Below are 24,610 nucleotides of genomic sequence, written 5' to 3'. Positions count from 1 at the left end.
GACCATGACGCTCGAATTCGCCCCCTTCATCCCCTGGATCGCCATCGGCCTTCTCGCCGTGCTGGCGGTCGTGCTCTCGGCCCTCGGCTTCCTGCGCAGCGTGCGCGGCACGGCCATCCGCCTCGCGGCTTCAATCGCCGTCTTGGCCGCGCTTGCCAACCCTCTGTTACTACAGGAAGAACGGGATCCGTTGACAACGGTCGTGCCCGTCATCGTCGATCGCAGCCAGAGCCAGCAGATTGCCGGTCGCGCCGATGAGACCGATCAGGCTCTGCAAGGCATCCGCGAACGCCTCGGCCGCTTCCCGAACATCGAGCCACGCATCGTCGAGGTCACGGATCCCGGCGACAGCGACGCGCCCTCGACAAAGCTCTTCGAAGCCTTGGCCGCCGCAACTACAGACGTGCCGCCGGCCCGTGTCGGCGGGGCGATTTTCGTGACCGACGGCCAGGTGCATGACATCCCCGGTGAAAACCAGGCGCTGCCCTTCGACGCGCCGGTCCATTCCCTCATCACCGGCAAGGCGGATGAATTCGACCGCCGCATTGAAATCCTGCGCGCGCCCCGCTTCGGCATTGTCGATGAGGAACAGGAACTCACCTTCCGGGTCTTCGATGACGGCGAAGCCTCGAACCAGCCGGCAGACGTCTCGGTCAAGATGAATGGCGAGGACCTCGGTGTGGTCCCGGCCGTCCCCGGCAATGAGACCTCGTTTGCCTTCCGCGTGCCGCGCGGCGGCAACAATGTGCTGGAATTTTCGGTCGCCGCGACACCGGGCGAAGTCACCGATGTCAACAACCGCGCCATCCACCTGATCGAGGGCATCCGCCAGAACCTGCGCGTGCTGCTGGTCTCGGGCGAGCCGCATGCCGGCGAGCGCGCCTGGCGCAACCTGCTGAAATCAGACGCCTCGGTCGACCTCGTGCATTTCACCATCCTGCGTCCGCCGGAAAAGCAGGACGGCACGCCGATCAACGAATTGTCGCTGATCGCCTTCCCGACCCGCGAGCTCTTCGTCGAAAAGATCAATGATTTCGACCTGATCATCTTCGACCGCTACCAGCATCGCGGCGTGCTGCCGATCCTCTATTACGACTACATCGCCGAATATGTGAACAATGGCGGCGCCCTGTTGATTGCCGCAGGCCCGGAACATGCCGGCCAGGATTCGATCGCACTCACCCCGCTATCGTCTGTTCTGCCCGCCACCCCGACCGGCGACGTGCATCAGGCGGGCTTTTATCCACGCCTCTCCGACCAGGGCAAGCGCCACCCGGTCACCCGTGGCCTTGATGGCTCGGCCGTCGAGCCGCCGCAATGGGGCCGCTGGTTCCGCAGCGTCGATGTGGGCCGCACCGATGGCGAAACCGTCATGACCGGCGACGGCGATCGGCCGTTGCTCGTGTTGAACCGCGCCGAGGAGGGCCGCGTTGCCATGCTGCTCTCCGACCAGGGCTGGCTCTGGGCGCGTGGCTTCGAAGGCGGCGGCCCGCATGTCTCGCTCTATCGCCGCATTGCGCACTGGCTGATGAAGGAACCGGAACTCGAGGAAGAGGCGCTGAAGGCCCGCGCCACCGGCCGCACGCTGGAAGTGACCCGCCAGACCATCGGCGACGCCCCCGGCCCCGCCACGATCACCACTCCCTCGGGCGAAACGATCGCGCTGAACCTCTCGGAAATCCAGCCCGGCCTCTATCGCGGCGAGCGCCGCATGACAGAAACAGGCCTCTTCACCATCACCAATGGCGAGTTCTCGACGCTGGTCCATGTCGGCGCCGTCGATGCCCCCGAATTCCGGGCCATGATCTCGACCACCGACACACTTGGCCCCATCAGCGAGGAAACGCGAGGCCTCACCACCCGCCTCGACAACGGCGAAAGCTCGATCCGCATTCCCGACATCCTGCCCGTGCGCGGCGAAGTCCGCGTCGCCGACGACCGCCGCATGCTGATCCGCCTGACCGACGAAACCGTGCTTAAGGGTGTCAATACACTGCCGCTGTTTGCAGGTTTTGCTGGGCTGGGAATCTTGCTGCTCGCGGTCTCCGCCATGTGGTGGCGCGAGGGGCGGTGAGCGTCAGTCGATCCTCTGGCGGTTAGCCCAATGGGCAGCGCCTAGCCTGACACCCCGGGATAATGGCGATAGACCAGGTCCCCGGGCGCAGGCCGCGCGGCATTTCCGTCCAGAACGGCACCCAGCCGCATCGCAAGCGCTGACGATCTCACATTGTCAGCATCGACATAGCTGACAAGGCTCGGTAGCCGTCGAACCTCTTTCGCCCATTGAAGCAGCGCCTTGGCCGCCTCATGCGCATAGCCCCGTCCTTCGAACTCAGGATAGACGAACCACCCCAGTTCCCACTCGGGAAACAGCGGTCCTGCATTGATGCCCACCTGCCCCACACATGCGCCCGTCGCCTGATCATCGATCATCAGTGCACCGCAACCGAACAGGTCCCACTGGGCATGATCGCTGCAAAACATGCCCCAGGCGACCGCCTCGGAGAACGGCCCACCCATGAACCGGGCGCGTTCGGTCGACATGAGTTGACGGTAGGAGGGCCAGTCTTCAATCCGCATGGGACGCAGGATGAGGCGAGAGGTCGTCAGGGTCGGTATTGGAAACATCACAATTTTCACCGCGAGATTGGTCGCTGAACGGACCAGATCTAGCATATTCGGCTGCGGGCCAAGGTGCTTTCAACGAAAGGACGTCGACGAGGACAGGTGTGAGCGACGCCTCACATAGCGGAAGGTCTGACAATCGCCCGGTCGTATCGAGAACGACGCGATAAGCCGCCACGGTGACCTCGACAACCCAGCTGTCCTCTCCTAGCTTTCCTCCATGACCAGCCCCCTCACCCTCACCGACACACTTTCCGAAACCGCCCGGGACGCCATCCTCTCCGGCATCAAGGCCCACAACGACACCCTGCTCGGCCCGACCGACCGGCGAGACCTCTTCATCCCGATCACCGCAGACGACGGAGCGGTTGATGGCGGTCTCACTGGTTATACCGGGCGTGGCTGGCTTTATGTGGAATTGCTCTTCGTGCCGGAGCGCCTGCGGGGACGAGGCCTCGCCGGGCAATTGCTGACAATTGCCGAAGAGGAGGCGAAGAGACGCGGCTGCATCGGTGCCTATATCGACACGATCAACCCGGTTGCCTGCCGCGCCTATGAGCGTGCCGGCTACCAGGTCTTCGGCTGCATCGAGAACTTCACCCGCGGGCTCGATATCTGCTGGCTGATCAAGCGCTTCGAGGACCAAGCCGACAGAGGATCTCAGGCGACCTGAAGGCCCAGACCTTCGCCTGCGACCGTGGCACTCGCCAGGCACTCTCGAACCTGCTGTCGCAACCAGGAGCCTGCCGGATCGCTGTCGGCATGGCTCGCCCAGACCATGGCGGCGGGCGGCAAGCTGAGGCTCACCGGCACGGAGCTGACCGCCAAGCCGAGCAAGGCGCCATAACGCTCGGCAACCCGCCGGGGCACGGTCGCGATGACCGGACTGGTCCGCGCAGCGTCGAGAACCGACATGAAGCCTGGCGCCGCCATGACGATGTCGAGCTCGATGCCCGCGATCTCCAACGCGTCCTTGATACACCCCTGCAGGCTTTCATTCTGCGAGATGACCACATGCTGGGCCGCCAGATAGGCCTCGAGGCCCACCTCTCCAGACAGGTCGTGAAGGTCCCGGTTGTAGCAACAGGCAACCTCAGATTCGTAGAGGACCTCGAAGGAGCGGCGGCCGGTCTTCGAATAGGTGCAGCCGACGGCGAGGTCGATCCGCCCGTCCTCGAGAGAGGGCGCGACGGCCTCATAAGGGAAAACGCGGGCCAGCAGCTTGATACCGGGTGCGAGCCTGCGCAGCCGCGCCGTCAGGTCCGGCATCATCAATAGCTCGATTTCCGGCGACATGGCGATCCGGAAGGTGCGCTCCTCGATTGCCGGATCGAAAGCAGGGCCGCCCGTCAGCGCCAGTTGCGCCTGCCTCAGGGCCTGGCGTACCGGAACCGCCAGGCTGCGCGCCCTGGCTGTCGGCTGCATGACCTGTCCGACGCGGATGAACAATTCGTCCTGCAAGAGGATGCGCAAGGTGGAGAGCGAATGGCTCATCGCCGGTTGCTGGATCTTCAGCCGCCGTGCCGCCTTGGTCACGCTCCCTTCGCTCATCAGCGCATCGAAGGCGACGAGCAGGTTGAGGTCGAAAGAGCGCAGATTGAAATGATCGATAGTGGTCATGATCCGGATCGATTTGATTGCTGGAAGACCGATACATACGTCTGGTCCAGGTCCTTTCCAAGACCCCATGCCACTCAAGATCTGGAGCCTGCCATGCAGACCCGCCGTTCACTCCTGAAAAACACCGCCGGCCTGGCACTCGCCGCCGGAGCCATAACCAGCCTACCCGTAGCGGCGCTCGCAAAGGCGCCGATGGTCGGCATGCAAGCGCCGAACTATTATCGACTACGTCTGGGCGATTATGAGATCACCGCCCTCTCCGACGGCACGGTGAAGCTGCCGATGGCCAAGATCTATGAACAGATCGAGGAAAGCGAAGCCGAAGCCCATCTCGCCAACCACTTCCAGTCGAACCCGACCGAGGTTTCGGTCAATGCCTATCTCGTCAACACCGGTGAGCGACTGGTGCTGATCGATGCTGGCACGGGAACTCTGATGGGGGCTGCCCTCGGCAAGCTCGTCGCCAACATCAAGGCGTCCGGCTACGAGCCCTCGCAGATCGACGAAGTCATTCTCACCCACATCCATGCCGACCATTCGGGCGGCCTCGTCGCGGATGGCAAACGCGTCTTCGAAAATGCGACCCTGCATGTGAACGAGCGGGAAGCGGACTTCTGGCTGAAAGCGGATGAAAAGACGAGGGCAGATGCCGCACTCGGCCCTCAGGTCCTCCAGGCCGAGCAATGCGTCGGCCCCTATGTCGAGGCCGGCAAGCTTCGAACCTTCGCCAACAATGCCGCACCACTGCCCGGTTTCGGCTCTGTCTTCCGCCCCGGTCATACGCCTGGCCACAGTGCGATCACCGTCGAGAGCAAGGGAGAGAAAATCGTCTTCTGGGGCGACATTGCCCATGGCGACATCCTGCAGTTCGACCGCCCGGATGTGACCGTCGAATTCGACGTCGACCAGAGTGAGGCGGCCAAGACCCGCGCAATCGCCTTTGCGGAGGCGGCCGATCAGAAATATCTGGTCGCCGGCGCTCATCACGCCTTCCCGGGTATCGGCCATGTCCGTCGCGACGAAACGAATTACGACTGGGTTCCGGTGGCTTACACCGCGACCTTCTGAACAGTCTTCAATGCGGGCGCAGCTTCCACCGGCTGCGCCTTGCAGTCCCGCCAGGCGATCACACCCTTCAGCCTGTCATGCACGTCACCCACCAACGGCACCACCAGCACCCGATTCGGATCGACCGGCCCCGGAAAATCGAGCGCCTGGTAAGCCACCTTCTCAAAGCCGAGCGGCATGTAATAGGGAGGATCACCGATCAGGATGACACCTTCGGAACCCTTGCGCCTTGCCGCCTCGATGGCGATCCGGACGAGTTCGCGGCCGATGCCCCGGTTCTTGTGGGAGGGGCGCACGGCCAGCGGCCCGAGCAGATGCCCCTTCACAGCCCCGGCCAGAACCGGCGTCATGCGCACGGAAGCGATCGTCTCGCCATTGTCGGTGCAGATGAAGGAGAGCGTCAGGTCATGCGCCCCCTGCTCGCGGATGCGCGCCGCGGCACGTGTGTGCCGGCCGGGACCAAAGGCTTCTTCGTTGATGAGTTCGATGGCAGCGTCGTGCGACGCATCCTCGGTGAGGTAGACAAGGCCAGAGTGAAACATGGATGACCGAAACCAGATGACAGACAGCGATAGGGTTCACGCGCACCGGAGAGGTGCGTTCGAGAGCTTCAGCGTCGTCGTGGGTTCCGTGTAATGGTCATCGGGGCCTTCAAATCTTGAGCTTGGTTCCGATAGCAGCAAAATTTCCGCTCGTCCAACGGAAAACGCACTGTTCATCCCATCACCCCTCGCAATCGCGGCGGATCGCCGTATCTTCCGGGGCAAGTTGAAACGATGAGGAAGTGACCATGGGCAGACTGGTGGATGGCGTCTGGCAAGACGTCTGGTATGACACGAAATCGACCTCCGGGCATTTCAAGCGCGCCGATTCGAGCTTTCGCAACTGGGTGACGGCGGACGGCTCCGCTGGCCCCACGGGCAAGAGCGGCTTCAAGGCCGAGGCCGGCCGCTATCACCTCTACGTCTCCTATGCCTGCCCCTGGGCGCATCGCACGCTGATCTTCCGCGCCTTGAAGGGCCTCGAAGACATGATCTCGGTCTCGGTGGTCGATCCGCTCATGCTGTCGAACGGCTGGGAATTTCACGACCGCGACGGCGCCACACCCGACCATCTCTTCGGCTCGGATTTTCTCTGGCAGGTCTACGTCAAGGCCGACCCCACCTTCTCGGGACGGGTCACGGTGCCCGTCCTTTGGGACAAGCAGCAGGGCACGATCGTCTCGAACGAGAGTTCCGAGATCATCCGCATGTTCAACTCGGCCTTTGATCATCTGACCGGCTCGACCCTCGACATGCACCCGCAAGACCTGCACGCCGATATCGACAAGGTCAACCAGCGCATCTACGACACCGTCAACAACGGCGTCTACAAGGCCGGCTTCGCCACAACGCAGGAGGCCTATGAAAGCGCCGTCTACCCGCTGTTCGAGACGCTGGACTGGCTGGAGGAACGCCTGTCGACGCAGCGCTATCTCTTTGGCACCCGCATGACGGAGGCCGACTGGCGCCTCTTCACCACGCTCGTGCGTTTCGACCCCGTCTATGTCGGCCACTTCAAGTGCAACATCCGCCGCATCGCCGACTATCCGGCATTGTCGGGCTACCTGCGCGACCTCTACCAGACGCCTGGCATCGCCGAGACGGTCGAGATGCGCCACATCAAGCACCACTACTATCGCAGCCATACCATGATCAATCCGACCGGCGTCGTGCCGGTTGGTCCCGATGAGGACCTGATGGCGCCGCATGGCCGCGAGGCACTCGGCGCCTGACCGTTACCAATGATGCGCGGGGGCCATGTCCCCGCGCAGCTCCGCGATCCGCTGCCGCGTCGCTTCGGTCGTCCCTTCCGGCAGCGCGTCGGCAGGGAAAAACCCGCATTCCGCGATCTCCCGGTCCGCCGGGCGATCCGCCGTCTGCCGGACATCGACCCGGTAAAGCAGTACATGGTCCCGTCCGCTGATCCTGGCATTGAAGTAGACATGGAAGAGCTCGGGCGTGCTCACCGCTTCGAGATTGCCCTCCTCCCGCATTTCCTTCATCAGCGCCTCGATCGCGGTCTCCCCGCGCTCCACCCCGCCGCCGGGCATATGCCAGCCCGGCACATAGGTGTGACGGACGAGGAAGATGCGACCCGCATCGTCGAAACAGGCGGCCCGGACGCCGAGCGTCATGCCGCGGCTGACGGCAAAATAGACATGCAGGATACGAACAAGGAACCTCTTGGGCCATCCGAGCCTTTCGCTATCGATGCCGGTTCCGGCACCACCGGCTGGCTTCATTTTCCTTGCCCCTCGGTTTAAGCGCCGTTATGAGAAGCGCCATGTTCAAGCTCGCCCACATCTCCGACGTACATCTCGGCCCGCTGCCGAACCTGACGATCCGGGAATTGGCCTCCAAGCGGATTACGGGCTATGTGAACTGGCATCGCAACCGCCGCAAGCATCTTTTCCCCAATGCGCTGGAAATGACCCTGAAGGCCTTGCGCGCAGAAAACCCCGATCACCTCGCGATCACGGGCGACCTCGTCAACCTGTCCTCGAAGCTCGAGGTCAAGCTGGTGGCGGAATGGTTGAAGGAAGCCGGCGCACCGCTCGACACATCCGTCGTGCCCGGCAATCACGACGCCTATGTGCCCGGCGCCCATGAACGTGCTGTTCAGGCCTGGTACGACTACATTCGCGGCGACGACGACCCGCTGATCTTCCAGGATGACCACAAGCTCTTCCCCTATATCCGCCGCCGTGGTCCCGTCGCCCTGATCGGCTGCTCGACCTCGATCGCCACCCCGCCCTTTTCGGCACAAGGCTATTTCAGCGGCCGACAGGCGCGCGAAACCGCAGCGCTTCTGAAGGCCGCCGGTGAAGAGGGCCTCTTCCGCGTGGTCATGATCCACCACCCGCCGATCCGGGGTGCCGCCCCCCAGCACAAGCGCATGCTGGGCATTCGCCGTTTCGCCGCCGCGATCCGCAAGGGCGGCGCCGAGCTCGTGCTGCATGGTCACACCCATCTCAACACGCTCTACTGGCTGGCCGACCGCGAGAAACCCGTGCCCGTCATCGGCATTGCCTCGGCAAGCCAGGGCCCCGGCGCCAAGAAGCCAGCCGCCGGCTACAATCTCTTCTCGGTGGATGGCGAGGCCGGCAACTGGCAGCTCGACTGGCAGCGCTACAAGATCGAAACCGAAAACGCGCCTCTGAAGCTCGACCACAGCCAGCGCCTGCTCGGCGGCTGAATTCAGCCCGTCAGAAGGGCGGCGGCAATGGCCGAAGCCACCGCATCCGGCGCCTCGTCGGTCAGCATATGCCCGGCACCGTCGATCAGTGTCACCTCGGCACCCGTCCAGATGGATTTGGCTTGCGCCACTGGCAGGATCGGATCCTCCCTCCCCCACAACAGCCGCGTTGGAACTCCCGAGCTCTCGAAAGAGGTGAGCGGCAGTATCCCCTGCCCGATCCGACCATCCATCTCCACGAGGAAGGAACGCAGGATCTCCATCAGCCGGTCAGTTGCTCCGGAAAGACGACGAGCCTCTGCAAGCCGATCGAGACCCGCTGGGTCAGGCATGCTGCCTGAAGCAAACATCGCAGCCAATGCCAGTGCGAGTTCATCGGTTTCCACCGCCGAAGCATAACGCCGCAAAGCCGCATGATTGATTTCGGCCCCAAAACCACCCGGCGCCAAGAGCGTCAGTGATCGCGCGCGCCCTGATGCCTTGAGCGCGATCAGGCTGGCAATCGCCCCACCCATCGAATGCCCGCAGAGGTGAAAGCTGGAAATACCGCGCCGATCGAGATCGCCAAGAACCGCCTTGGCCATAACGCCCGCATGCCCGACGCGCTCGGCATCGAGCGAACGTCCATGCCCTGGCAGATCATAGAGGATGAGCGGCAGGTCTGGTTCGAGCCGGCGCAAAACCGGCTCCCAGGCCGCGCCAATCCCACCAAACCCATGCAGCAGCACCAGCGGGGCCTTCGCCGAGGACATATTCCGGACCTCGGCGAAGAGACCCACAGCTTTACGCCTTCTTCTGCTCGTCGAGCACGCGGTTGGCGGCAGACACGATGGCTTCCAGGGACGCCGTCACGATGTTCGTGTTGATGCCAGCACCAAACAGCTTGCCGCCCGCATGCGCCATCTCGACATAGGCAATGGCCGCAGCGTTCGAGCCATGCTGCAGCGAATGCTCCGAATAATCCTGCACCGAGAGGTCGATGCCGAGATAGGTCGAGAGCGCATTGACGAAGCCGTCGATCGGGCCTGTGCCCTTGCCCTCGATCCGCTTCGTCTCGCCATTATCGGTGATTTCGGCTGCGACGACGCGAATACCCTTCTGGTCCGATCCTGCCGGATAGGTGTGGTGATCGACGAACTTGATGCGGGCGCCGGTCTGTTCGACATAGCGTTCGATAAAGCGCTCGTAGATCTTCTTCGACGGCAGTTCCTTGCCGTCCTCATCGGTGATCCGCTGGATGTCTTCGCGGAACTCGATCTGCAGATTGCGCGGCAGATTGATGCCGTAGTCCTCCTGCAGGATATAGGCGATGCCGCCCTTGCCCGACTGCGAATTGATCCGGATGATCGCCTCATAGGTGCGGCCGACATCCTGCGGGTCGATCGGCAGATAAGGCACTTCCCAAATCGGCGAATTCGCCTTTTTGATCGCCTTCATGCCCTTGTTGATCGCATCCTGATGCGAGCCGGAAAAGGCTGTATAAACCAGCTCGCCGACATAAGGGTGACGCTCGGGAATGACCATCTCGTTGGAATACTCGTAGACAGCCTTGATCCGCTCGATGTCGGTGCAGTCCAGCTGCGGGTCGACACCTTGCGTATACATGTTGAGCGCCAGCGTCACGATATCGACATTGCCGGTTCGCTCGCCATTGCCGAACAGCGTGCCCTCGACGCGGTCGGCACCCGCCATTAACCCGAGTTCGGTGGCAGCAATCCCCGTGCCTCGGTCATTATGCGGATGGAGCGAGATCAGCACATTCTCGCGATTGTCGATGTTGCGGCACATCCATTCGATCTGGTCGGCATAGATGTTCGGCGTCGCCATCTCGACGGTCGAGGGCAGGTTCAGGATCAGCTTGTTCTCGGCCGTCGGCTTCACTTCGGCGATGACGGCGTTGCAGATCTCCAAAGCCACTTCCAGCTCGGTGCCGGTAAAGCTCTCCGGCGAATATTCGAAGCGATAGCCGCCGCCTGCCTTGGCCGCCATATCCATGATCATCTTCGCCGCATCGACGGCGATCTGCTTGATGCCGGCCACATCCTTGCCGAAGACGACGCGGCGCTGCAGCTCCGACGTGGAATTGTAGAAGTGGATGATCGGGTTGGTCGCGCCTTCCAGTGCCTCGAAGGTCCGCGTAATCAGCTCCGGCCGGCACTGCACCAGCACCTGCAGCGAAACATCGGCGGGCACGCCACCTTCTTCCACGCACCAGCGGGCAAAGTCGAAATCGGTTTGAGAGGCCGACGGGAAGCCGATCTCGATTTCCTTGAAGCCCATGTCGAGCAACAGCTGGAACATCCGGGCCTTGCGGTCATGGCCCATCGGGTTGACCAGCGACTGGTTGCCGTCGCGCAGGTCGACCGAGCACCAGATCGGCGCCTTGTCGATCACTTTCGACGGCCAGGTGCGGTCGGCAATGTCGATCTGCGGATAAGGGCGGTACTTGGCTGAAGCGTCCGGCATGCCCTGCTTCACGGTATGGGTCTTCAAAATCATCGTCTTCGTCTCTTCTCGTCCTCGGGCGGCTGCCATGGCTGATAACAAATCAGCAAAGCTTTGGCACGCGCGCACAGACCCTATTCAAGGGATGGATTGCATTACAAAGGGGATTTCGAGGAGCAATCGCCAAACGGCTGACCCGGCCGCCGGGCGCTCCTCAATGGACCCGGCAACCGCGGATAAGGCCGAGAAGAAGAAGCGAGTTTGGCACCGACGCGACGAAGCGGGCCGCAGCGCGGGCCGTCATTTCAGTCGCAGCAATGGTCGTGCCGTTGGTCTTCATGGGATGAGGAATAACGCGAAGGAATGAATCGCGCAAGGGTGTTATTCGGCGGCGGACCGACGCTCCTTTTCGAGACGTTCGTCGACCCACCTTGAAATCAACTCATCGACCGGCAACCCAAGACGTTTGGCCTCGGCGGCAATGTCCGTCGCACTGTTCTCGCCAAGCTTCACAAGGAAAAGGTTGCGGCCAATATCGCCCGTCTTGGCCTGCGACCAATCCAGATCTTCCGCGACATCTTCACCGCTATCGAATTTGCGATCGAACTCTTCAGCTGTCATCTTGGCCATAGGCCAGCCTTTCCGGTTTTCTGGCACGCCTCACCGAGATGATCCTGATGCGGCGTCCGCGAAGCGTAAAAACACCCGTCCAAAGCAATCCTTTGATACTGCCGACCGTTAGAAAGCGTACTTCCTCACGATAGGAAGCAGCCAGCGTCTTCTTGCTTGGATCATACCACAACTCCTGCGCCGCCACGAAATCGATTCCGTGCTTCGCCCTGTTCGCCTCGCTTTTGGCCGGATCGAATTCGAACTCCATGCGCAAAACCTAGCGCAACCCTTACGATTGCACCAGCTCCAACACATCCCACTCATCTCCGCCCGAACTGCGCGATTAAGGCCGCCGCCAGGAAGCCAAACGCGATCAAACCCCAGACCATTCCACCATCGGTGACATTGCTGCCATCAGACGTCACACAACTCGACTGCGATGCCGCGATGCAGTCGCGCCAGATCCAGTAGCGGGTGTAGAAAACGAAGCCGAAAAAACCTGCCGCAAAGCCAAGGAAAATCGAGAGGATGCGTATCCGCCTCATGCCCGAGCCTTAGCGAGCTTCACCAGCCCCAGCATCGCCACCCCCGCAATCAGCCCCCAAAACGCCCCCGAGATCCCAAGGATCGAAATCCCCGACGCCGTCACCAGGAACGTCACCGCCGCCGCCTCCCGCGTCTCCTGCACCTGGAACGCCGCAACCGAGGACCCCGAAAACGCCCCGATCAGCGCCAGACCCGCAACCGATTGAATGAGGATCGGCGGCGCCAGCGACACGAAGCCGGTCACCGCACCGGCGGCCAGCCCCAAGAGCACATAGCCGAGCCCAGCCACGATCGCCGACCAGTAGCGCCTGGCAGGATCGGCATGCGCATCCTCACCCGCGCACATCGCCGCCGTGATCGCCGCAAGATTGACCGCATGCCCGCCGAACGGCGCTGACAGCGCTGAGAAGAGACCCGTGACGGCAAACATCGGCCCCGGGTTCGGCTCGTACTTGTTGACCTTGAGGATCGCGATCCCCGGAATGTTCTGCGAGGCCATGGTGACGATGAACAGCGGCAGGGCAATCGAGATCAGCGCCGGCAGCGTAAACGCCGGAGCTACAAACTCCACCGGCGGCGCGAGCGACGCCGCCCAGCTGGCCATGGCGCCATCAGGCAGGTCGACCCCGAAGACGATCACCACGACGAAAGCCAGCAAGGCGGCCGGCACAGCATAGAGCCGCTTGAAGGCCGCAACCACCGCCCAAACGACCAGGATCGGCAGCCCGAGGGCCGCATCGAAGGCCACGGCCTGAAACGGCGCGAAGCACAAATTCAGAATGACACCCGCCAGCATGGCATTTGCGAGCGGGGCCGGAATGGCCGCCACCGCCCGGCCGAAGGGCCGGATGAGCCCCGCAAGTATGATCAGCGCCGCACACACCAGAAACGCCCCCACCGCCGCCGGAAACCCGCCAACGGGAATGCCAGCCGTCGCCATCAGCGCCGCGCCCGGCGTCGACCAGGCGACCGAGACCGGCAGCCTCGTCCAGACACTCAAGACGATGCCGCAAATGCCCATGGCGACCGACAGCGCCATCAGCCCGGACGCCGCCTGATAATCGGTGGCGCCCACCCCCTTCAGCCCCTGCAGGACGACGGCAAAGGAACTGGCAAAGCCGACAAAGGCAACGAGCACGCCCATGAAGGCGGCCTGGGGAGAGAAGTCTTTCAGCATGGCGGAGCTCGACTGGGTCAGAATGCGTGGATGCCAACCACGCCAAACAAATTTTGAGCCAACTGGCAAGCCGCACGAGCTATCGAACCGTCCAGCAGCAAGGATCATACGTGGCTGGATTGAGCCCGCGCCTTGCTCGCGATGGCTTCGGCCGCAGCCTCTTCATTACCGAAGCCGAGGAAGGCGATGCGGTTGCGGCCGCCGCCCTTTGCCGCATAGAGCGCCTCGTCCGCCCGTGCCACGAGACGCGACATCGAACGTGCATCTGGCGTGAGGGAGACGCCGGCGCTGAGCGTCACGGCCAGAACATCGCCCTCATGGGCAATCCGGAGGCCCTCCACGGCCAGACGCAGCACCTCCGCCTTGGCGAGCGCTGCGGCCTCAGTCGAGGCTGGCAGATAGAGGCCGAACTCCTCCCCGCCCATGCGCGCGAAGATAGCATCCTCTCCCAACGTAGCCGCCATCGTCTGGGCCACCGCGATCAGCACCTGATCTCCGGCCGCATGACCGAAGCGGTCGTTGATCTGCTTGAAATGGTCGATGTCGATGATGACGAGCGCACTCCCGGCCAGCGCCAGGCGCGGCAACCGGTCCATCATCCAGTGGCGATTGCGGATGCCGGTCAGACTGTCGGTCTCGGTGAGCGCAATCAGCCGCTGCTCGGCCCGCTCCTGCACCAGGATCAGAACGAACATCGCGATCGCGAATTGGCAGAGGATGAGCACCATGAAGGTCGTTGGTGGTGTGACCGGGAAAAACTCCGGCTGCGAGATCGCAAGGAAGGTGGCAAAGGCGATGAGCGCCTTGAAGGCCAGCGCGCCTGCAAGACCCCAACGCGTCTGCAGCGCCTCCCGCTGCCTGTCCCGCACGACGAGCCAGGCGCTGGCGAGGGCAAAGATACCCATAACGGAGAGGAAGACGGTCGAGCGCTCGGCATTGTCGAGATGAAAGCGCGTGACGAGTGCCCAGAGTGCCAGAAAGACGGGCAGCACCAGCACGAACCAGCCCCGGCCGGCCGGGCGTTCCTCCATCAGGTTGATCAGGCCCACCCAGAAGAGAGCATAGGAGATCGGTCCGCTGACGAAGCTCCAGAATGTCCATGTCTCGTAGTCTATGACACCCTGCGCGCCGGCACCGGCGAGCAGCGAGCCAGCCGCAAGCACCAGGAAGGCGACGGCCATCTTGCCGAGCCCACGGCTGCGGCGCGAGCGGAAGCGCACATAGAGAAAGCAGATCGCACCGACCACCAGCGACAGTGGATGGAGAATGAGAATGGTTGCGAGGTCGAGATGCATCAGCCGTCACGTCATGAGTGTTTCAACCCTCAGTATCCCCCGAGACATTGCCGCTTCCTGAAGAAAGCCCGGCGCCTCACGCATGGCTGCCGCGATGCTCTTGCAAAGCGGTGGGAACGGCCGCCATTGACTGGCACCGTCATCGGCCCTTCATGAAAATCGGCGACTGAGCCTGTCATGGCGAAACCCTGAGCTTCCGCTTGCCTTTTCGCCCCCTTTTGCCTATGGACCCCCCTCCGATGCATTCGGGGACGTCCCGTTCACTTCCGCCTGATATGGCTGGGTTCACGAAGGATATGGCCTTGATCCAGACTCCCTACTATCTGATCGACAAATCGAAGCTGCTCCAGAACATGGAGAAGATCGCCAGATTGCGCGAACTCTCCGGCGCAAAGGCGCTTCTGGCGCTGAAATGTTTCGCCACCTGGTCGGTCTTCGATTTCATGCGCGACTACATGGACGGCACGACCTCGTCGTCGCTTAACGAAGTCCGCCTCGGCCACGAGCGTTTCGGCAAGGAGACCCACGCCTATTCGGTGGCCTATGCCGATTACGAGATCGACGAGGTCGTCTCCCATGCCGACAAGATCATCTTCAACTCGATCGGCCAGCTGACGCGCTTCGAGAGCCAGTCCTCCGGCATCATCCGCGGCCTCCGCCTCAACCCCGGCGTCTCCTCCTCGAGCTTCGATCTCGCAGACCCCGCCCGCCCCTTCTCGCGGCTCGGCGAATGGGATCTGAAAAAGGTCGAGCCGGTGATGGACCTGATCTCCGGCTTCATGATCCACAACAACTGCGAAAACGGAGATTTCGACCTTTTCGACACGATGCTGGGTGACATCGAACAGAAATTCGGCCCGCTGCTGAAGAAGGCCGAATGGGTCTCTCTCGGCGGCGGCATTCATTTCACCGGCGAAGACTATCCGCTGGAGAAGTTCGCTGAGCGCCTCAAGCGCTTCTCCGGCGAGTTCGGCGTCCAGGTCTTTCTGGAGCCCGGCGAAGCCTCGATCACCAAGTCGACCACGCTCGAAGTCACCGTGCTCGACAAGCTTTACAACGGCAAGGATCTTGTCGTGGTGGATTCGTCCATCGAAGCGCATCTCCTCGATCTCCTGATCTACCGGGAAAGCGCAAAGGTCCACCCCAACCAGGGACCGCACCGGTACCAGGTCTGCGGCAAGTCCTGCCTTGCTGGCGATATCTTCGGCGAGTTCAACTTCGAACAGGAATTGAACATCGGCGACCGCATCTCGCTGCAGGACACCGCCGGCTACACGATGGTCAAGAAAAACTGGTTTAACGGCGTGCAAATGCCGGCAATCGCCATCCGCGAACTGGATGGCAGCCTCAGGACGGTCCGTGAGTTCGACTACACGGACTACGAACAAAGCCTGTCTTGAAATCCTTCAAGCCCAGGTTCTGACGATTGGACGCAAGGAGTGGTCCCATTATGAAGAAGAACGTGCTCATCATCGGCGCCGGCGGCGTCGCGCAGGTGGTTGCCCACAAGTGCGCGCAGAACAACGACGTGCTCGGCGACATCCACATCGCTTCGCGCACCAAGGCGAAGTGCGACGCCATCATCGCTTCGGTTCACGAAAAGAAGGCGATGAAGCAGGAAGGCGTTCTCGAAGCCCATGCGCTCGACGCCCTCGACATCGAAGCCACCAAGGCGCTCATCACCAAGCTTGGCGCGCAAATCGTCATCAATGTCGGCACTGCCTTCCTCAACATGTCGGTGCTGCGGGCCTGCATGGACACCGGCGTCGCCTATATCGACACCGCGATCCATGAAGAGCCGAACAAGATCTGCGAGACCCCGCCGTGGTACGGAAACTACGAGTGGAAGCGTGCGGAAGAATGCGCTGAAAAAGGCATCACCGCCATCCTCGGCGCCGGCTTCGATCCAGGCGTGGTCAACGCCTATGCGCGTCTCGCCAAGGATGAATATCTCGACAAGGTAACCGATGTCGACATCGTCGACATCAATGCCGGCAGCCACGGCAAGTATTTCGCCACCAACTTCGACCCGGAAATCAACTTCCGCGAGTTCACCGGCGTCGTCTATTCCTGGCAGGGCGGCGAATGGCAGGTCAACAAGATGTTCGAGATCGGCAAGGACTACGACCTGCCCGTCGTCGGCACCCGCCGCGCCTATCTCTGCGGCCATGACGAAGTCCATTCGCTGGCGAAGAACATGGACGGCGCAGACGTCCGCTTCTGGATGGGCTTTGGCGATCACTACATCAACGTCTTCACCGTCCTGAAGTCGATCGGCCTCCTCTCCGAACAGCCGGTCAAGCTCGCTGACGGTTCAGAAGTCGTGCCGCTGAAGGTCGTCAAGGCCTGCCTGCCCGACCCGTCGTCGCTTGCCCCGGAATACGAAGGCAAGACCTGCATCGGCGACTACGTGAAGGGGTTCAAGGACGGCAAGGAAAAGACCGTCTTCATCTATAACGTCGCCGACCACAAGGAAGCCTATAACGAAGTGGGCAGCCAGGGCATCTCCTACACCGCCGGCGTCCCCCCGGTCGCAGCCGCCATGCTCGTCGCCACGGGCGAATGGGACGTGAAGAAGATGGCCAACGTCGAAGAACTGCCGCCCAAGCCGTTTATCAATCTGCTCAACAAGATCGGTTTGCCGACGCGCATCCAGGACGAGGATGGCGACCGGGCCGTGGAGTTCTGAGAGCGCGGTAGCGCTTGAGGATTGAGGATTGAGGGAATGCTGACCCCGCCGGAGCGATCTGGCGGGGTTTTTCTTTGGCCACCAGTCACGACGATCGTCATCCTCTGGCGAAGTCCCGAGGATCTACTGCCGCCAGCGGCAGGCAGCACGGTCGAGAGTGCGGACGCTACGGCAGATGCTCGGCACAAGGCCGAGCAAGACGGCATACTTGACAACCCACTCCGTCACATACCTGTCGTGCCAAGCCCATAACGATCAGCGACATGAAACCCTGTCTCCTGATCATCGACCTCCAGAACGACTTTCTCGCATCGCTGGAGACCAGCGTCGTGACGTCCCTAGTCGCCAGCACAAACCGCCTGACCCGCGCCTTCCGCGGAGAGGCTCTGCCGATTGTCTGGATACGTCAGGAATTCCGCGCCGATCTGAGCGACGCTTTTCTGGAAATGCGGGACAAGAACGTCGCAAGCGTCATCGAAGGCACCGAGGGAGCACAACTGCATCCCGAGTTGGAAGTCTCAGAGAATGACGAGACCATCATCAAGAAGCGCTATAGCGCCTTCTTCGGCACCACGCTGGACCAATACCTGCAGGCGCGCACCATCGATCATCTCGTCATCTGCGGCATCAACACCCATGCCTGCATACGAACCGCCGCCATCGACGCCTATCAACGCGACTACCGGGTGCTGCTGCCCAGGGAATGCATCGGCTCTTATGATGACGAGCACGCACTGATAACGCTGCGCTATCTGGATGGGAAGATTGCGCGGGTTGTGGGGATAGAGGATGTGGTGGAGATGGTGTGGCAAGACCGATGTCCTGCGCACGTTTAGGACAAGGACTGCAATTGGGCCGGATGGTTCTGAGAGGGCAGGTAGCGCGTGAAAGACTTAGGTAATGCGGACCCCGCCAGAGAAGTTTGGCGGGGTCGATCTGTCAAGATAGCCCTACGTCACCAGCAAGCAACGGATTTCGCTGGATATACATGCAGTTCAAGTTCATTGGCCTCTCGTTCAGCGGCATCTCTTAACAAATGCAATTTTCCGAGAGCGTCATCTTTATGATCGTAAAAAGAAGCAAAAAGACGCTTTACATTCTTGTTGGATGCTATCTTCACAAGGATGTGTCCATCACTTTTTAATTCAAGTGAATGGCCATAAACGAAGAAGTTCTCTTTTTGTCTATCCACCATTTCCAGGCAGTAATTTAGGTAAAAACTCTTACGTATTGCTTCAAGCTTTTGCTCGCACGACCCTTCACTGACGAACAGAGGAAAATCACCCTCCTCCATCTGGTCCGTAATTATCTCAAGCAACGGCCTCGTAGCCTTAGGCTTGTAAGCGTCGCCGTTTCTCTCAAAAATAAACAACGCACCATGAGGAAAAAGGACATTTACGTCCAAAGGGCAACGATCACCCTCAAATTTCCGCTGATTCAAAGTACTTGCAGAGAATCCATCAGCAAACCTGAAGCGAGGATCAACTCTACGTAAAAGAGCCCAGTATATCAATGCATCGTAATTTAAAGAGAAAAGCTTACCGGAGGACTCTAAAAACGGAGCTACAAAATCACAGAAATTGCTGCATTGTTCTGCGGAGAGACAATTTCGATCTGCTGGATGGGTTAAATTAACAGCTTCGATCAATGCATCTTTGAGTCCTACAACACTTTTCTTCATATGCTCAGCAGCATCAGTCGCGCCATAACTCTGAGATATCTCGGCCGCAACCTGAAGGGCAGCAGCTACGGTCTCGAAGTCATGGGTTTTGAGGCGATTGAAGACGTCTGCAACATGCGGATCTCTTCGAGAAAAATCCGCAGCGTCAAATAGCTGCGCATATCGAAAAGTCTCGGCAAACGCGATACTTAGCCCATTCCCAACAAGCAGATTCTTTTGGCCCGGCGCGGCTGCCAAAGCATCCGCGAAGTTGGCGAAATCGGTCACTCTCGTTCTCCTATTTCATGCGACATTCAAGCAACTAGAGCCCAATCATTAAGGTTGCACAAACAGAAGTTGCCACCAAATAAAAAACACCCAAAGACGATTTTCGAAAACGCTCAGCCGTACCAAGCGCATTTGTAGGTGGGCTCAATCGACACTGACTGGAAAACACTGCGCGCCGAACTGCCCGACGATGTGCGCGCACGCCTCGACGCCAAGCGCAACGAGCGGCGGCTGGGCAAGGCACTGGCCGATGTCCGCAAGGCCATGCAGGCCACCCAGCAGGAGGTCGCAGCCCGGGCCGGCATGACGCAGAACACCATCTCAAAGATCGAACGCGCCGATGACGTCCTCCTCTCCTCCGTCGTGCGCTACATGCGCTCCATCGGCGGCGGCGTCGAACTCGTGTTGAAGACGCCTGACGGCAAGGAAAGCCGTGTCGATCTGACACCCGAACCGAACTGAGCATATCCACTCCGCCCCCACCATGCTACGAGGCCGCCACCAACCACCCCAGACACCCCGAGACCTCGATGCCCCCAGCCCTCACCACCGACCTCACCGCCGCCCTCCGCCCCCTCCTCGCCGAACTCCACCACACCCCCGACCTCTTCCAGACCTGGGACGCCCATCTGGAGCTCGTCGCGGCTGGCGGTCTCGTGGTGGTGAAGTCGAAGCGGGCCAAGGGCGTGGTCGACAGCCTGTTTTGGGGCCGCGCACCGAAGGCGACGGAAAACAAGCAGTTGCCGGAAGCGACCGCCTTTGCCGCGATAGATCGCTTCCTCGGCCTCGGCGCCCATCTGGCGCTTTCCGATGCCCTGCCCGAGGGCACGGTGCTCGACGAAACCTATCCCCATTGCGCGGTCAAATTCTCCTACCGCAAGAAGGGCGCGCCGAAGGCAAAATCGCTGTCGATGATCTTCATCGGCTTCAACGACGAGACGGATGCGATGGCCTATGCAGAGCGTTCGGGCGACACCCTGCCGCTGGTGACATCTAGGCCGCTGATGAGCGGAAAACTCCACGAGTGGCGGTGAAATCGGCTGCATCTGCCTGAGATGAGGGAACTTTTATCGTCGGCGGGGCTTTCTCCGGCACGACAACGTAGAGAGACCCATCATGTCCGCAAAATTCCTGCGCGCCGCGCTTATCACCACGCTCGCCCTTGCCGGCCTTCCGCTCGCCGCCCCCTTTGCCGCCCCCGCCTCGGCGCAAGGCATCGAACTGCGCGTCGGCCCGGATGGCATCCGCCCGGTCATCCGCGACCGTGATCGTGACCGCCGCGACCGGCGCGACCGTGGCTGCAGCCCGCGCGAAGCAGAGCGTGCGGCCGCTCAGGAAGGCCTGCGCCGCGCCGAAGTGGTCCGCGTCACGGATCGCAGCATCACGGTTCGCGGCTTCACCCGCCGCGGTGGCCCGGAACAGCTGCGTTTCGCAAATCGCCGCGGCTGCCCGCTGATCTGATCGCGCCCATAACCATGACGAAAAAAGCCGCCGGATCGCTCCGGCGGCTTTTTTCATGATCTCTGGAAAGAGCCTCAGCCGATATCGGCATGGCTTTCGATGATCTTGCCGACCAGGCCATAGGTGACGGCGTCTGCAGCCGAGAGCCAGTAGTCGCGGTCGATGTCTTTCGCGATCTTCTCTTCCGTCTGGCCGGTGGCCTTGGCGTAGATCCGGATCAGGCGCTCGTTCATCTTGATGATTTCGCGGGCCTGGATCTCGATGTCGGAGGCCATTCCGCGCGTGCCGCCGGACGGCTGGTGCATCAGGAAACGGGTGTTCGGCAGGGCCAGACGACGTTCCTTCGGAACCGCGACGAAGATCAGCGAGCCGGCAGATGCCGCCCAGCCGGTCGCGATGATCCAGACCTTCGGCTTGATGAACTTGATCATGTCGTGGATCGCGTCACCGGCTTCGACATGGCCGCCCGGCGAGCAGACGAACACGCGAATGTCTTCATCCGATGCGGCAGCGAGCGCAACGAGCTGGGTGCAGACCTTCTGCGCCAGCTCCATGGTGATCCCGCCATAGATGAAGATCGAACGCGACTTGAAGAGGTTCGCTTCCGTTTCCTTGCCGATCGGCAGTTCCTTGCTCTTGTCGTCTTCGTCTTCGTTCATCACAGGGGATAGTCCTTCTTGCGTTTGGCTCATCCGCACATAGTGCGTCTGCAGGCTTAAGACAATGCGGGAAAAAGACAAGCACGGAAGCGATGAACAGGAGGTTGATACGAGGTTCGACGTGGAGAGTTTGACGCGCCCGTTCAACACGCGTTCTTAATATACGGTTGCTAGGCTCTCCGACGAAGGAGACGCCATGACCGAGACCATCCGGCTTGCCGAACTGATCGAGGCGCTCAGCCACGCGCTCGACATGACCGAGGGACAGCCCGCCGGCCATTGCGTCCGCTGCTGCTTCATCGGCACGCGCATCGGCAAGGCGCTCGGCCTCGGCGAAGAGGCGCTGCGCGATCTCTACTATACGCTGCTTCTGAAGGATCTCGGCTGCTCGTCCAATGCCGCCCGCATCTGCGAGCTCTATCTGGCCGACGACCTCAAGTTCAAACACGACTTCAAGCTGGTCGACGGCTCCTTCCCGCAGATCCTCAAATTCGTGCTGTCCCATACCGGCATGGAAGCGGGGCTTGCCGAGCGCTTCCGCGGCATTCTCAACATCTTCAAGAACGGCGGCGAGATCTCCACCAGCCTCATCCAGACCCGCTGCCAGCGCGGCGCCGAAATCGCGCGACAGATGCGCTTTTCCGAAGAAGTCGCCCGCGGCATTCTCGATCTTGACGAACATGTCGACGGTGGTGGCCAGCCGCAGGGATTGAAAGGTGCGGAAATCCATCTCTTCGCCCGCATCGCGCTGATGGCCCAGGTGATCGACGTCTTCTTCGTCCATGAAGGCGGCGAAGCGGCCCTGACCGAAGTGCGCAAGCGCGCCGGCGGCTGGTTCGATCCCGCACTCGTCGCCATTTTTGAGACGCTCGCCACGCCCGTCTTCTTCGCCGAACTCGGTTCGGACAATCTCGAAGCCTATGTGCTCGCCATGGAGCCCGGCCGCCAGGCCGTCATGGCCGACGAGGATTATCTCGACGATATCGCCGCCGGTTTCGCCCGCGTCATCGATGCCAAGAGCCCCTATACGTCGGGCCACAGCGACCGCGTCGCCCTGTTCACCGATCTCATCGCCGAAGAACTCGCCATGCCGCTCCCCGAGCGCCGCCGCCTCAAACGCGCAGCCCTCCTGCATGACATCGGCAAGCTCGGCGTCTCCAACAGCGTGCTCGACAAGCCCGGCCGGCTCGAAGGCGAGGAATGGGAGCAGATGAAGCGCCATGCCGAATTCTCCGAGAAGATCCTCTCGCGCATCGAAGCCTTTTCCGATCTTGCGCTGATCGGTGGTGCGCATCACGAAAAGCTCGATGGCTCCGGCTATCCGCGCGGGTTGAAGGGCGACGAAATCTCCTTCGAGACCCGCATCGTCGCCACAGCAGACGTCTTCGATGCGCTCACCGCCGACCGCCCATACCGCGCTGCCATGCCGGTCGAAAAGGCGCTTTCCATCCTCTGGGAAGGGGCTAGCCGCCACCACGACGAAACCTGCATCGCAGCGCTGGAGCGGGCGCTCGCACGGGCGGAACTGAAGGCGGCGTAATCGTTACCGCGAAATCCGAGTCGACAGAATGATCGACGACAGCGTGCGCTCGACCCCCGACAATTCCCCGATCCGGTCGATTATCCGGTCGAGTTCCGAGATCGATGGTGCAGCGACGATAGCAATCAGGTCATAGGGCCCGTTCACGGAGTAGAGCGCCGTCACCTCGCGGATGGCATTCAGCTCCGCCGTCACCTGGGACAATGCCTTGGGCGCGATCGTGATCATCACATGCGCCCGGATCAGCCCGCTCTGATAGGCGTCGGAAAGTCGCAGCGCATAGCCTGCGATCACCCCTTGCGCCTCCAGCCGCTCCAGCCGCGCCTGCACCGTCGAGCGCGACAGGTCGAGCCGCCGGGCAAGCTCCGCCACCGACATCCGGGCATTTTCCGAAAGCAGCGCTAGAAGCGCCCTGTCCTTGTCCGAGACCTGCATATCGCCGGCTAGCTCCGTGAAATAGACGATAATCATACGGCAGTTCGATCAATCCGTCACTTGGAATCGGCGTGTCCTATCCGCAGACTGCCATGACCTGATGCAATCGCGCCTTGAGGCGCACACCAAGACCGAGGGGCAAAGTCATGAACAACGTCACGATCATCGGAGCCGGCAAGATCGGCGGCGCGATTGCCCGCATGCTGGCCGAGACCGGCAACTACGCCGTCACCGTCGCAGACCGCAGCGCCGAGCAACTGGCCAAGCTCGACGCCCATCCGGCGGTCAAGACGCTGGAACTCGATATCACAGATGCTGCCGCCCTCGACACAGCCCTCTCCGGCCAGTTCGCCGTGCTCTCGGCGGCGCCCTTTCATCTGACCGGCGCGATTGCCGAAAGTGCAGCCCGCACCGCGACGCATTACCTCGACCTGACCGAGGACGTCGCGACCACCCGCAAGGTGGAAGAGCTCGCCCGTGGCGCCCGTTCCGCCTTCATCCCGCAATGCGGCCTCGCCCCCGGCTTCATCTCGATCGTGGCGCATGATCTCACCAAGCATTTCGACACGCTGGACTCGGTGCGCATGCGCGTTGGCGCCCTGCCGCAGTACCCGTCGAATGCGCTGAACTACAATCTCACCTGGTCGACCGACGGCTTGATCAACGAATACATCGAGCCCTGTGAGGCAATCGTCGAGGGCAAGCTGACCGTCGTTCCGGCCATGGAAGAGCGCGAGGAATTCTCCCTCGACGGCGTCACCTATGAGGCCTTCAACACCTCGGGCGGCCTCGGCACTTTGGCCAAGACTCTGGACGGTCGGGTGCGCACGATGAACTACCGCACCATCCGCTATCCCGGTCACCAGGCAATCATCAAGGCGCTTCTGAACGACTTCAACCTGAAGAACCGTCGGGACGTGCTGAAGGACCTGTTCGAAAACGCCCTGCCTGCCACCATGCAGGACGTCGTCGTGATCTTCGTCACCGTCTGCGGCTGGAAGGACGGCCGATACATGCAGGAAACCTATGCCAACAAGGTCTATGCCGGCGTGGTCGCGGGAAAGAAGATGAGCGCCATCCAGATCACCACGGCCGCTGGCATCTGCACGGTTCTCGACCTGCTCGCCGACGGTACGCTGCCGCAGGCCGGTTTCGTGCGCCAGGAGGAAATCGGCCTGCCCGCCTTCCTGGAAAACCGTTTCGGCCGGGTCTATGATCCCGATGTCATCAAGGTCGCCAAGGCAGGCTGAAAG

The 24,610-nt window shown here is 61.5% G+C and carries 27 protein-coding genes; 13 read left to right on the top strand and 14 right to left on the bottom strand.

Annotated features, from left to right (window positions below; all coding sequences use genetic code 11):
• Positions 1–4: 4 nt before the first annotated feature.
• On the top strand, positions 5–2,074 hold the full coding sequence (locus tag E9677_RS09820) for a hypothetical protein (protein ID WP_136558140.1): 2,070 nt from the start codon (positions 5–7) through the stop codon (positions 2,072–2,074).
• Between the two features lie 41 nt (positions 2,075–2,115).
• Here the strand turns inward: E9677_RS09820 and E9677_RS09815 are convergent, their stop codons facing one another.
• Positions 2,116–2,628, bottom strand: a complete 513-nt coding sequence (locus E9677_RS09815; protein WP_136557903.1) for a GNAT family N-acetyltransferase — start codon at positions 2,626–2,628, stop codon at positions 2,116–2,118.
• A gap of 217 nt (positions 2,629–2,845) precedes the next feature.
• Here E9677_RS09815 and E9677_RS09810 point away from each other — a divergent pair, with 217 nt between their 5' ends.
• Positions 2,846–3,298 (top strand): GNAT family N-acetyltransferase, encoded by a 453-nt coding sequence (locus tag E9677_RS09810; protein ID WP_136557902.1) that lies wholly within the window; start codon positions 2,846–2,848, stop codon positions 3,296–3,298.
• Here E9677_RS09810 and E9677_RS09805 read toward each other — a convergent pair.
• Positions 3,286–4,245 carry a LysR family transcriptional regulator gene (locus E9677_RS09805; protein ID WP_136557901.1) on the bottom strand — a complete coding sequence of 320 codons (960 nt, stop codon included), beginning with the start codon at positions 4,243–4,245 and terminating at the stop codon, positions 3,286–3,288. The two genes, E9677_RS09810 and E9677_RS09805, sit on opposite strands and share 13 nt — an antisense overlap.
• Positions 4,246–4,338: 93 nt before the next feature.
• On the opposite strand from E9677_RS09805, the gene E9677_RS09800 reads away from it, so the two are divergent.
• On the top strand, positions 4,339–5,313 hold the full coding sequence (locus E9677_RS09800; RefSeq protein ID WP_136557900.1) for an MBL fold metallo-hydrolase: 975 nt from the start codon (positions 4,339–4,341) through the stop codon (positions 5,311–5,313).
• Here the strand turns inward: E9677_RS09800 and E9677_RS09795 are convergent.
• A complete protein-coding gene (locus E9677_RS09795; protein ID WP_136557899.1) occupies positions 5,295–5,855 on the bottom strand; it encodes a GNAT family N-acetyltransferase in 561 nt (186 codons plus the stop codon). The two genes, E9677_RS09800 and E9677_RS09795, sit on opposite strands and share 19 nt — an antisense overlap.
• A gap of 248 nt (positions 5,856–6,103) precedes the next feature.
• Between E9677_RS09795 and E9677_RS09790 the strand changes: the two genes are divergently transcribed.
• The gene (locus tag E9677_RS09790) at positions 6,104–7,087 is read left to right on the top strand and encodes a glutathione S-transferase family protein (protein ID WP_136557898.1); all 984 of its coding nucleotides are present in this window, start codon (positions 6,104–6,106) and stop codon (positions 7,085–7,087) included.
• Positions 7,088–7,090: 3 nt separating this feature from the next.
• Here E9677_RS09790 and E9677_RS09785 read toward each other — a convergent pair whose 3' ends face one another.
• The gene (locus tag E9677_RS09785; protein ID WP_136557897.1) at positions 7,091–7,597 is read right to left on the bottom strand and encodes an NUDIX domain-containing protein; all 507 of its coding nucleotides are present in this window, start codon (positions 7,595–7,597) and stop codon (positions 7,091–7,093) included.
• 41 nt (positions 7,598–7,638) lie between these two features.
• On the opposite strand from E9677_RS09785, the gene E9677_RS09780 reads away from it, so the two are divergent.
• The gene (locus tag E9677_RS09780; protein WP_136557896.1) at positions 7,639–8,550 is read left to right on the top strand and encodes a metallophosphoesterase family protein; all 912 of its coding nucleotides are present in this window, start codon (positions 7,639–7,641) and stop codon (positions 8,548–8,550) included.
• 2 nt (positions 8,551–8,552) lie between these two features.
• On the opposite strand, the gene E9677_RS09775 is transcribed toward E9677_RS09780, so the two are convergent.
• The 7 genes from E9677_RS09775 to E9677_RS09745 form a co-directional block, all read right to left on the bottom strand.
• A complete protein-coding gene (locus E9677_RS09775; protein ID WP_136557895.1) occupies positions 8,553–9,302 on the bottom strand; it encodes an alpha/beta fold hydrolase in 750 nt (249 codons plus the stop codon).
• A 31-nt stretch (positions 9,303–9,333) separates the two neighbouring features.
• On the bottom strand, positions 9,334–11,049 hold the full coding sequence (gene leuA / locus E9677_RS09770) for a 2-isopropylmalate synthase (RefSeq protein WP_136557894.1): 1,716 nt from the start codon (positions 11,047–11,049) through the stop codon (positions 9,334–9,336).
• A gap of 327 nt (positions 11,050–11,376) precedes the next feature.
• On the bottom strand, positions 11,377–11,625 hold the full coding sequence (gene brnA / locus E9677_RS09765) for a type II toxin-antitoxin system BrnA family antitoxin (protein WP_136557893.1): 249 nt from the start codon (positions 11,623–11,625) through the stop codon (positions 11,377–11,379).
• Positions 11,606–11,875 (bottom strand): BrnT family toxin, encoded by a 270-nt coding sequence (locus tag E9677_RS09760; RefSeq protein WP_136557892.1) that lies wholly within the window; start codon positions 11,873–11,875, stop codon positions 11,606–11,608. The genes brnA and E9677_RS09760 overlap by 20 nt, the downstream gene beginning before the upstream one ends.
• Before the next feature lie 52 nt (positions 11,876–11,927).
• Entirely contained in the window at positions 11,928–12,152 is a 225-nt protein-coding gene (locus tag E9677_RS09755) for a hypothetical protein (protein WP_136557891.1), read from the bottom strand.
• Positions 12,149–13,351 carry a benzoate/H(+) symporter BenE family transporter gene (locus E9677_RS09750; protein WP_268960302.1) on the bottom strand — a complete coding sequence of 401 codons (1,203 nt, stop codon included), beginning with the start codon at positions 13,349–13,351 and terminating at the stop codon, positions 12,149–12,151. The genes E9677_RS09755 and E9677_RS09750 overlap by 4 nt, the downstream gene beginning before the upstream one ends.
• Before the next feature lie 83 nt (positions 13,352–13,434).
• Positions 13,435–14,625 (bottom strand): GGDEF domain-containing protein, encoded by a 1,191-nt coding sequence (locus E9677_RS09745; RefSeq protein WP_136557889.1) that lies wholly within the window; start codon positions 14,623–14,625, stop codon positions 13,435–13,437.
• 302 nt (positions 14,626–14,927) lie between these two features.
• Here E9677_RS09745 and E9677_RS09740 point away from each other — a divergent pair, with 302 nt between their 5' ends.
• The 3 genes from E9677_RS09740 to E9677_RS09730 all read left to right on the top strand — a co-directional run bounded on the left by E9677_RS09740 (position 14,928) and on the right by E9677_RS09730 (position 18,150).
• Complete coding sequence (locus E9677_RS09740) at positions 14,928–16,025, top strand: carboxynorspermidine decarboxylase (protein ID WP_136557888.1); 1,098 nt, start codon at positions 14,928–14,930, stop codon at positions 16,023–16,025.
• 50 nt (positions 16,026–16,075) lie between these two features.
• Entirely contained in the window at positions 16,076–17,314 is a 1,239-nt protein-coding gene (locus tag E9677_RS09735; RefSeq protein ID WP_136557887.1) for a saccharopine dehydrogenase family protein, read from the top strand.
• A gap of 263 nt (positions 17,315–17,577) precedes the next feature.
• Positions 17,578–18,150: a cysteine hydrolase family protein gene (locus tag E9677_RS09730; protein WP_136557886.1), complete on the top strand. Its 573-nt coding sequence runs from the start codon at positions 17,578–17,580 to the stop codon at positions 18,148–18,150.
• Positions 18,151–18,269: 119 nt separating this feature from the next.
• Here the strand turns inward: E9677_RS09730 and E9677_RS09725 are convergent, their stop codons facing one another.
• Positions 18,270–19,262 carry a DUF4917 family protein gene (locus E9677_RS09725; RefSeq protein ID WP_136557885.1) on the bottom strand — a complete coding sequence of 331 codons (993 nt, stop codon included), beginning with the start codon at positions 19,260–19,262 and terminating at the stop codon, positions 18,270–18,272.
• Between the two features lie 138 nt (positions 19,263–19,400).
• Between E9677_RS09725 and E9677_RS09720 the strand changes: the two genes are divergently transcribed.
• The 3 genes from E9677_RS09720 (at position 19,401) to E9677_RS09710 (ending at position 20,723) form a co-directional block, all read left to right on the top strand.
• Positions 19,401–19,724, top strand: a complete 324-nt coding sequence (locus tag E9677_RS09720) for a helix-turn-helix domain-containing protein (RefSeq protein WP_235882898.1) — start codon at positions 19,401–19,403, stop codon at positions 19,722–19,724.
• A gap of 68 nt (positions 19,725–19,792) precedes the next feature.
• On the top strand, positions 19,793–20,296 hold the full coding sequence (locus E9677_RS09715; RefSeq protein ID WP_136557884.1) for a hypothetical protein: 504 nt from the start codon (positions 19,793–19,795) through the stop codon (positions 20,294–20,296).
• Between the two features lie 82 nt (positions 20,297–20,378).
• On the top strand, positions 20,379–20,723 hold the full coding sequence (locus tag E9677_RS09710) for a hypothetical protein (RefSeq protein WP_136557883.1): 345 nt from the start codon (positions 20,379–20,381) through the stop codon (positions 20,721–20,723).
• Positions 20,724–20,797: 74 nt separating this feature from the next.
• On the opposite strand, the gene E9677_RS09705 is transcribed toward E9677_RS09710, so the two are convergent.
• A complete protein-coding gene (locus tag E9677_RS09705; protein ID WP_136557882.1) occupies positions 20,798–21,382 on the bottom strand; it encodes an ATP-dependent Clp protease proteolytic subunit in 585 nt (194 codons plus the stop codon).
• Between the two features lie 196 nt (positions 21,383–21,578).
• Between E9677_RS09705 and E9677_RS09700 the strand changes: the two genes are divergently transcribed.
• On the top strand, positions 21,579–22,922 hold the full coding sequence (locus E9677_RS09700; RefSeq protein ID WP_136557881.1) for an HD-GYP domain-containing protein: 1,344 nt from the start codon (positions 21,579–21,581) through the stop codon (positions 22,920–22,922).
• Positions 22,923–22,925: 3 nt separating this feature from the next.
• On the opposite strand, the gene E9677_RS09695 is transcribed toward E9677_RS09700, so the two are convergent.
• Positions 22,926–23,357 (bottom strand): Lrp/AsnC family transcriptional regulator, encoded by a 432-nt coding sequence (locus tag E9677_RS09695; protein ID WP_136558138.1) that lies wholly within the window; start codon positions 23,355–23,357, stop codon positions 22,926–22,928.
• A 146-nt stretch (positions 23,358–23,503) separates the two neighbouring features.
• On the opposite strand from E9677_RS09695, the gene E9677_RS09690 reads away from it, so the two are divergent.
• Positions 23,504–24,607, top strand: a complete 1,104-nt coding sequence (locus E9677_RS09690; protein WP_136557880.1) for a saccharopine dehydrogenase family protein — start codon at positions 23,504–23,506, stop codon at positions 24,605–24,607.
• The last annotated feature ends 3 nt before the right edge of the window (positions 24,608–24,610 follow it).

The sequence above is a fragment of the Peteryoungia rhizophila genome, from assembly GCF_004912145.1.
GTDB classification, from domain to species: domain Bacteria; phylum Pseudomonadota; class Alphaproteobacteria; order Rhizobiales; family Rhizobiaceae; genus Allorhizobium; species Allorhizobium rhizophilum.
The sequence above is the reverse complement of the archived record's forward strand: the minus strand, read 5'-3'. Positions and strand labels throughout refer to the sequence as shown.

Bases quoted from the DNA above. Each gene is read 5' to 3' on its own strand.
- E9677_RS09820 (WP_136558140.1), top strand. From the start codon at position 5: ATGACGCTCGAATTCGCCCCCTTCATCCCCTGGATCGCCATCGGCCTT.
- E9677_RS09815 (WP_136557903.1), bottom strand. From the start codon at position 2,628: ATGTTTCCAATACCGACCCTGACGACCTCTCGCCTCATCCTGCGTCCC.
- E9677_RS09810 (WP_136557902.1), top strand. From the start codon at position 2,846: ATGACCAGCCCCCTCACCCTCACCGACACACTTTCCGAAACCGCCCGG.
- E9677_RS09805 (WP_136557901.1), bottom strand. From the start codon at position 4,245: ATGACCACTATCGATCATTTCAATCTGCGCTCTTTCGACCTCAACCTG.
- E9677_RS09800 (WP_136557900.1), top strand. From the start codon at position 4,339: ATGCAGACCCGCCGTTCACTCCTGAAAAACACCGCCGGCCTGGCACTC.
- E9677_RS09795 (WP_136557899.1), bottom strand. From the start codon at position 5,855: ATGTTTCACTCTGGCCTTGTCTACCTCACCGAGGATGCGTCGCACGAC.
- E9677_RS09790 (WP_136557898.1), top strand. From the start codon at position 6,104: ATGGGCAGACTGGTGGATGGCGTCTGGCAAGACGTCTGGTATGACACG.
- E9677_RS09785 (WP_136557897.1), bottom strand. From the start codon at position 7,597: ATGAAGCCAGCCGGTGGTGCCGGAACCGGCATCGATAGCGAAAGGCTC.
- E9677_RS09780 (WP_136557896.1), top strand. From the start codon at position 7,639: ATGTTCAAGCTCGCCCACATCTCCGACGTACATCTCGGCCCGCTGCCG.
- E9677_RS09775 (WP_136557895.1), bottom strand. From the start codon at position 9,302: ATGTCCTCGGCGAAGGCCCCGCTGGTGCTGCTGCATGGGTTTGGTGGG.
- leuA (WP_136557894.1), bottom strand. From the start codon at position 11,049: ATGATTTTGAAGACCCATACCGTGAAGCAGGGCATGCCGGACGCTTCA.
- brnA (WP_136557893.1), bottom strand. From the start codon at position 11,625: ATGGCCAAGATGACAGCTGAAGAGTTCGATCGCAAATTCGATAGCGGT.
- E9677_RS09760 (WP_136557892.1), bottom strand. From the start codon at position 11,875: ATGGAGTTCGAATTCGATCCGGCCAAAAGCGAGGCGAACAGGGCGAAG.
- E9677_RS09755 (WP_136557891.1), bottom strand. From the start codon at position 12,152: ATGAGGCGGATACGCATCCTCTCGATTTTCCTTGGCTTTGCGGCAGGT.
- E9677_RS09745 (WP_136557889.1), bottom strand. From the start codon at position 14,625: ATGCATCTCGACCTCGCAACCATTCTCATTCTCCATCCACTGTCGCTG.
- E9677_RS09735 (WP_136557887.1), top strand. From the start codon at position 16,076: ATGAAGAAGAACGTGCTCATCATCGGCGCCGGCGGCGTCGCGCAGGTG.
- E9677_RS09730 (WP_136557886.1), top strand. From the start codon at position 17,578: ATGAAACCCTGTCTCCTGATCATCGACCTCCAGAACGACTTTCTCGCA.
- E9677_RS09715 (WP_136557884.1), top strand. From the start codon at position 19,793: ATGCCCCCAGCCCTCACCACCGACCTCACCGCCGCCCTCCGCCCCCTC.
- E9677_RS09710 (WP_136557883.1), top strand. From the start codon at position 20,379: ATGTCCGCAAAATTCCTGCGCGCCGCGCTTATCACCACGCTCGCCCTT.
- E9677_RS09705 (WP_136557882.1), bottom strand. From the start codon at position 21,382: ATGAACGAAGACGAAGACGACAAGAGCAAGGAACTGCCGATCGGCAAG.
- E9677_RS09700 (WP_136557881.1), top strand. From the start codon at position 21,579: ATGACCGAGACCATCCGGCTTGCCGAACTGATCGAGGCGCTCAGCCAC.
- E9677_RS09695 (WP_136558138.1), bottom strand. From the start codon at position 23,357: ATGCAGGTCTCGGACAAGGACAGGGCGCTTCTAGCGCTGCTTTCGGAA.
- E9677_RS09690 (WP_136557880.1), top strand. From the start codon at position 23,504: ATGAACAACGTCACGATCATCGGAGCCGGCAAGATCGGCGGCGCGATT.